The sequence below is a fragment of the Bradyrhizobium sp. genome (assembly GCF_049586575.1).
Lineage (GTDB): Bacteria > Pseudomonadota > Alphaproteobacteria > Rhizobiales > Xanthobacteraceae > Bradyrhizobium.
Genome location: NZ_JBAVCF010000187.1, coordinates 1 through 3,962, shown reverse-complemented (window position 1 = coordinate 3,962; position 3,962 = coordinate 1). Strand labels below are relative to the sequence as shown.

General features: G+C 61.9%; 5 protein-coding genes. All 5 read left to right on the top strand.

Translation table 11 applies throughout. The annotated features are described in order from the left end of the window. The coding region (locus tag WB528_RS07185; RefSeq protein ID WP_423887727.1) for an NAD(P)/FAD-dependent oxidoreductase at positions 1-505 on the top strand (505 nt) is incomplete at its 5' end. Positions 506-599: 94 nt separating this feature from the next. Continuing rightward, the gene (locus WB528_RS07180) at positions 600-863 is read left to right on the top strand and encodes a DUF6489 family protein (protein ID WP_423887726.1); all 264 of its coding nucleotides are present in this window, start codon (positions 600-602) and stop codon (positions 861-863) included. Further along, a complete protein-coding gene (locus WB528_RS07175; RefSeq protein WP_423887725.1) occupies positions 860-1,663 on the top strand; it encodes an esterase/lipase family protein in 804 nt (267 codons plus the stop codon). Before WB528_RS07180 ends, WB528_RS07175 begins: the two co-directional genes overlap by 4 nt. A gap of 86 nt (positions 1,664-1,749) precedes the next feature. Then, positions 1,750-3,300, top strand: coding sequence for a wax ester/triacylglycerol synthase family O-acyltransferase (locus WB528_RS07170; protein WP_423887724.1), 1,551 nt, complete (start codon positions 1,750-1,752; stop codon positions 3,298-3,300). A 9-nt stretch (positions 3,301-3,309) separates the two neighbouring features. Next, a partial coding sequence (locus WB528_RS07165) for an alpha/beta fold hydrolase (RefSeq protein WP_423887723.1) occupies positions 3,310-3,962 on the top strand: 653 nt, incomplete at its 3' end.

Here is a 3,962-nt window from a genome sequence, read left to right as displayed (position 1 = left end):
CGTGGTGACGCTCGGCCCGTGGTCCGATCTCGTCTTTCGCCCGCTAGGGTATTCGATCCCGCTTGGCGTCAAGCGCGGTTATCATCTTCATCTGAAGCCTGGCGGCAACGCCGTGCTCAATCACCCGGTGCTGGATTCCGATCTCGGTTATTTGCTCGCTCCGATGAACCTGGGGATTCGGCTGACCACCGGGGTGGAGTTTGCCCGCCGCGATGCGCCGCCAAGACCCATTCAGATTGAACGAGCCTTGCCACGGGCGCGCGCGCTGTTTCCGCTCGGCGAAGCGGTCGATGCAAGGCCGTGGATGGGTGCGCGGCCATGTCTGCCGGACATGCTGCCGGTGATAGGCCCTGCGCCGCGCCATGCCGGGCTCTGGTTCGATTTCGGTCATCAGCACCATGGCCTCACGCTCGGTCCCGCCACGGGCCGGTTGCTGGCGGAAATGATGACCGGCGCGGCGCCTTTTGCCGACCCACGGCCGTTTGCCGCCGACCGCTTCGGCTGATCACATCTGGCTTTTGCGGTTCGAACGACTTGCCTCCTGGTCCCGGTCGTGGCGATACTAGCGTTGCATCGCGCCACCACAGTTGGGAGCACCCATGAAGGTTAACGTTGAAATCGACTGCACGCCGCTCGAGGCGCGACAGTTTTTCGGGCTTCCGGATGTGCAGCCGATGCAGACCGCGGTGATGGAAAAGCTTCAGAACCAGATGCTGGATAATATCCAGAAAGTCTCGCCTGAGGCATTGATGCAAAGCTGGCTTTCGTTCGATCCGAAGTTCGCCGAACGATTTAGTGACATGTTCGCGGCCATGACAGGTCTTAGCACCGGCCTTGGCACCCGCGCTCCCGACAAAAAATGACATCGGCGATCGAGGGAGACGAAGAGCCGGCGACAAGCCCGCTTCGTGCGCCGGGTCTCGGTCTGCTTCTGGCCGAGATGCGCGCCATATTCGAATTCAACGCCAGCCTGCTGATGTCGCCGCTGTTGCTGCGCGCGCCGAGAGGTGACGGCCATGCGGTGCTGGCGTTGCCGGGATTTCTCGCCAGCGACCTCTCGATGGCGCCGATGCGCCGCTATTTGACCGAACTCGGATACGATGCCCACGCCTGGCAGATGGGCCGAAACCTCGGCGGTATCTCGCGCGTGCGCGCGGCGTTGCGCGATCGGCTGGCCGAAATCCATGCGAATAGCGGCCGCAAGGTCTCTATTATCGGCTGGAGCCTCGGCGGCGTCTATGCGCGTGATCTAGCGCTCAACGCGCCGGAGTTGGTGCGCTACGTAGTAACGCTGGGAAGCCCTTTTGCGAACGATGTGCGGGCGACGAACGCGACGCGGCTCTACGAAGCGCTGTCAGGTGAAACCGTCGGCGACGATCCCGAATTTCTCAAGGCGCTTTCCGGCGATTTGCAGGTCCCAACCACGTCGATTTTTTCGCGCGCCGATGGCGTGGTGAACTGGAAAACCTGCCTGGTGCGGCCGTCAGCCGCCGCCGAGAATGTCGAAGTATACCTCGCCAGCCATGTCGGGCTTGGCGTTAATCCGGCGGTATTGTGGGCGGTGGCGGACCGCCTGGCCCAGCATGAAGGTCAGTTCAGCCAATTTGACCGGTCGGGGCCCTTTGCCATTGCATATGCGCCGCGAGAGCAGGCACAATCCTGACTAGCGTCCCGGGTTAAGGGACTGTTGGAACACCAGAATAAAAAGCACCGGCAGAGGTGCAGCGTAACCGTTCGCGGGAGGAGCCTATGAGCGACGCCAGGAAACTGTCGGCCATGGACGCGTCGTTTCTGTACCTGGAAACACCGGAAATGCCGATGCATGTCGGTAGCATGGCGATCTTCCGCCTGCCCGAGGATTACAAGGGAGACTTCTTCGAAGACTTCAAGGCGATGATCGCCTCGCGTCTGCACGTCGCGCCGATCCTGAAATCGCGCCTGGAAAAGGCGCCGCTCGACATCGATCACCCATCCTGGGTCGAGGACGACCAGTTCGATATCGACCGTCATATCTTCCGGGGCAGCCTTCCGGCGCCGCACGACCGCGCCACGCTGGAGCGGATCGTCGGATGGATGCATGCCAAACTGCTCAACCGCGCCCGTCCGCTCTGGGAGTTTTACGTCTTCGAGGGCATGAAGGACAACGAGATCGGTCTCTATTCCAAGATGCACCACGCCTGCATCGACGGTGGCGCGGGCGCGGCGTTGACCAACATGATCTACGATCTGACGCCGGTCCCCCGCGAAATCGAGCCGCCGGCGGCGCGCGCCAAGGTTGGACAGGAACCGCGCGACATCGCCGCCAATCTTCTGGATTCCTATCAGCAGCTTTGGCGTCAACCGTTCGACGCTTCGGCTGCGGCCAAGGGCATCGAGCTGCCGCGTTCCGGCAAGAGCGATCTCGGATCGATCCTGTTCGACAACGCGATGTTCCAGATCGAGAACGCGGTGAAGTTCGCCGGCAACGTTCCGGCCCTGCTCAAGAGCGTCTCGGAGGTCGTCGGCAAGATCGCCGATCCGAAATCGCGCGACAGCATTGCCGGCATGATGTCGCCGCCGACCATTCTCAACAAGCAGATCTCATCTGAACGCAGCTTTGCGGGCGTCTCTATTCCGCTGTCCCGCGCCAAGGCGGTCGCGAAAGCCGCCGGCGGCAAGCTCAACGATGTCGTGCTGGCGATATCGAGTGGCGTGGTCCGGCGTTATCTGGTGGAGCGCGGTGCGTTGCCCTCGAAGTCCCTGACGGCGGGTGTCCCGATCTCGCTGCGCGAAGAGGGGAATACGGACGCCAACAACCAGGTGTTCGGCATGATCTGCTCGATCGCGACCAATGTCGAGGACCCGAGGACGCGGCTGGAAACCATCATCGCGCAATCCACCAAGTCCAAGGAGATGTCGCATCCCTTGCGCGCCATGATGCCGCAAATGTCCAACGTTTCGATGTTGGGCGCGCCGATTCTGGTACAGATTCTCGCGCTGCTCTACAGTCGTTCAAGTCTCTCCGACGTGTTGCCGCCGGCAGCCAATATCACGGTGTCGAACGTGCCGGGACCGCGTCAGACGCTGTACGCGGCCGGGGCGAAGCTGTTGCATATTTTCCCGGTGTCGATCTCAACCCATGGGCTGGCGCTCAATATCACCGTGCAAAGCTATCGCGATCAGCTCGATTTCGGCTTTATCGCCGGCGCCAACATCATTCCGCATGTTCAGGTGCTGTGCGATATGGTGCCGGATGAATTTGCCTCACTTGAGGCTGCCTTTGCGCCGCCGCAAGCCGATGTCAAAGGCGCCGCCGAGTAAGGAAGAGCCATGATTGAAATGCCCCCGCTGCAATTTGCGGAAGTTAACGGGATTCGGATGGGCTTTTACGAAGCGGGCCCGCACACCGACGCGCCGCCGGTCATTCTTTGTCACGGTTGGCCCGAAATCGCCTTCTCCTGGCGTTACCAGATCAAGGCGTTGAGCGAGGCCGGCATTCGCGTGATTGCGCCGGACCAGCGCGGCTATGGCGCGACCGACCGGCCGGAGCCGGTCGAAGCGTATGATCTGGAGCATCTGACCGGCGATCTCGTCGGCTTGCTCGATCATCTGAAGATCGACAAGGCGATTTTCGTCGGTCACGACTGGGGCGGATTTGTCGTCTGGCAGATGGCGCTTCGGCATCGCGACCGCGTCGCCGGCGTCGTCGGCGTCAACACACCGCATACCGCGCGGCCGCCGGCCGATCCGATCGAACTGTTGCGAAAGCGGTTCGGTGACAGCATGTATATCGTGCAGTTTCAGAACCCCGCGCGCGAGCCCGACAAGATTTTCGGCAGCCGCGTCGAGCAGACCTTCGATGCTTTCATGCGCAAGCCGCCGCCGCGCAAGGACGACGCGACGAGCGATGCGCCGACTGCGGGTGTCGGCGCATCGCCCAAGACCAATCTGGCCTTTCCGCAGATGATTGCGGCCTATGACGC

What these genes read in the sequence shown, in the direction of transcription:
- WB528_RS07180 (WP_423887726.1), top strand. Translation starts at nt 600, where the DNA reads ATGAAGGTTAACGTTGAAATCGACTGCACGCCGCTCGAGGCGCGACAG.
- WB528_RS07175 (WP_423887725.1), top strand. Translation starts at nt 860, where the DNA reads ATGACATCGGCGATCGAGGGAGACGAAGAGCCGGCGACAAGCCCGCTT.
- WB528_RS07170 (WP_423887724.1), top strand. Translation starts at nt 1,750, where the DNA reads ATGAGCGACGCCAGGAAACTGTCGGCCATGGACGCGTCGTTTCTGTAC.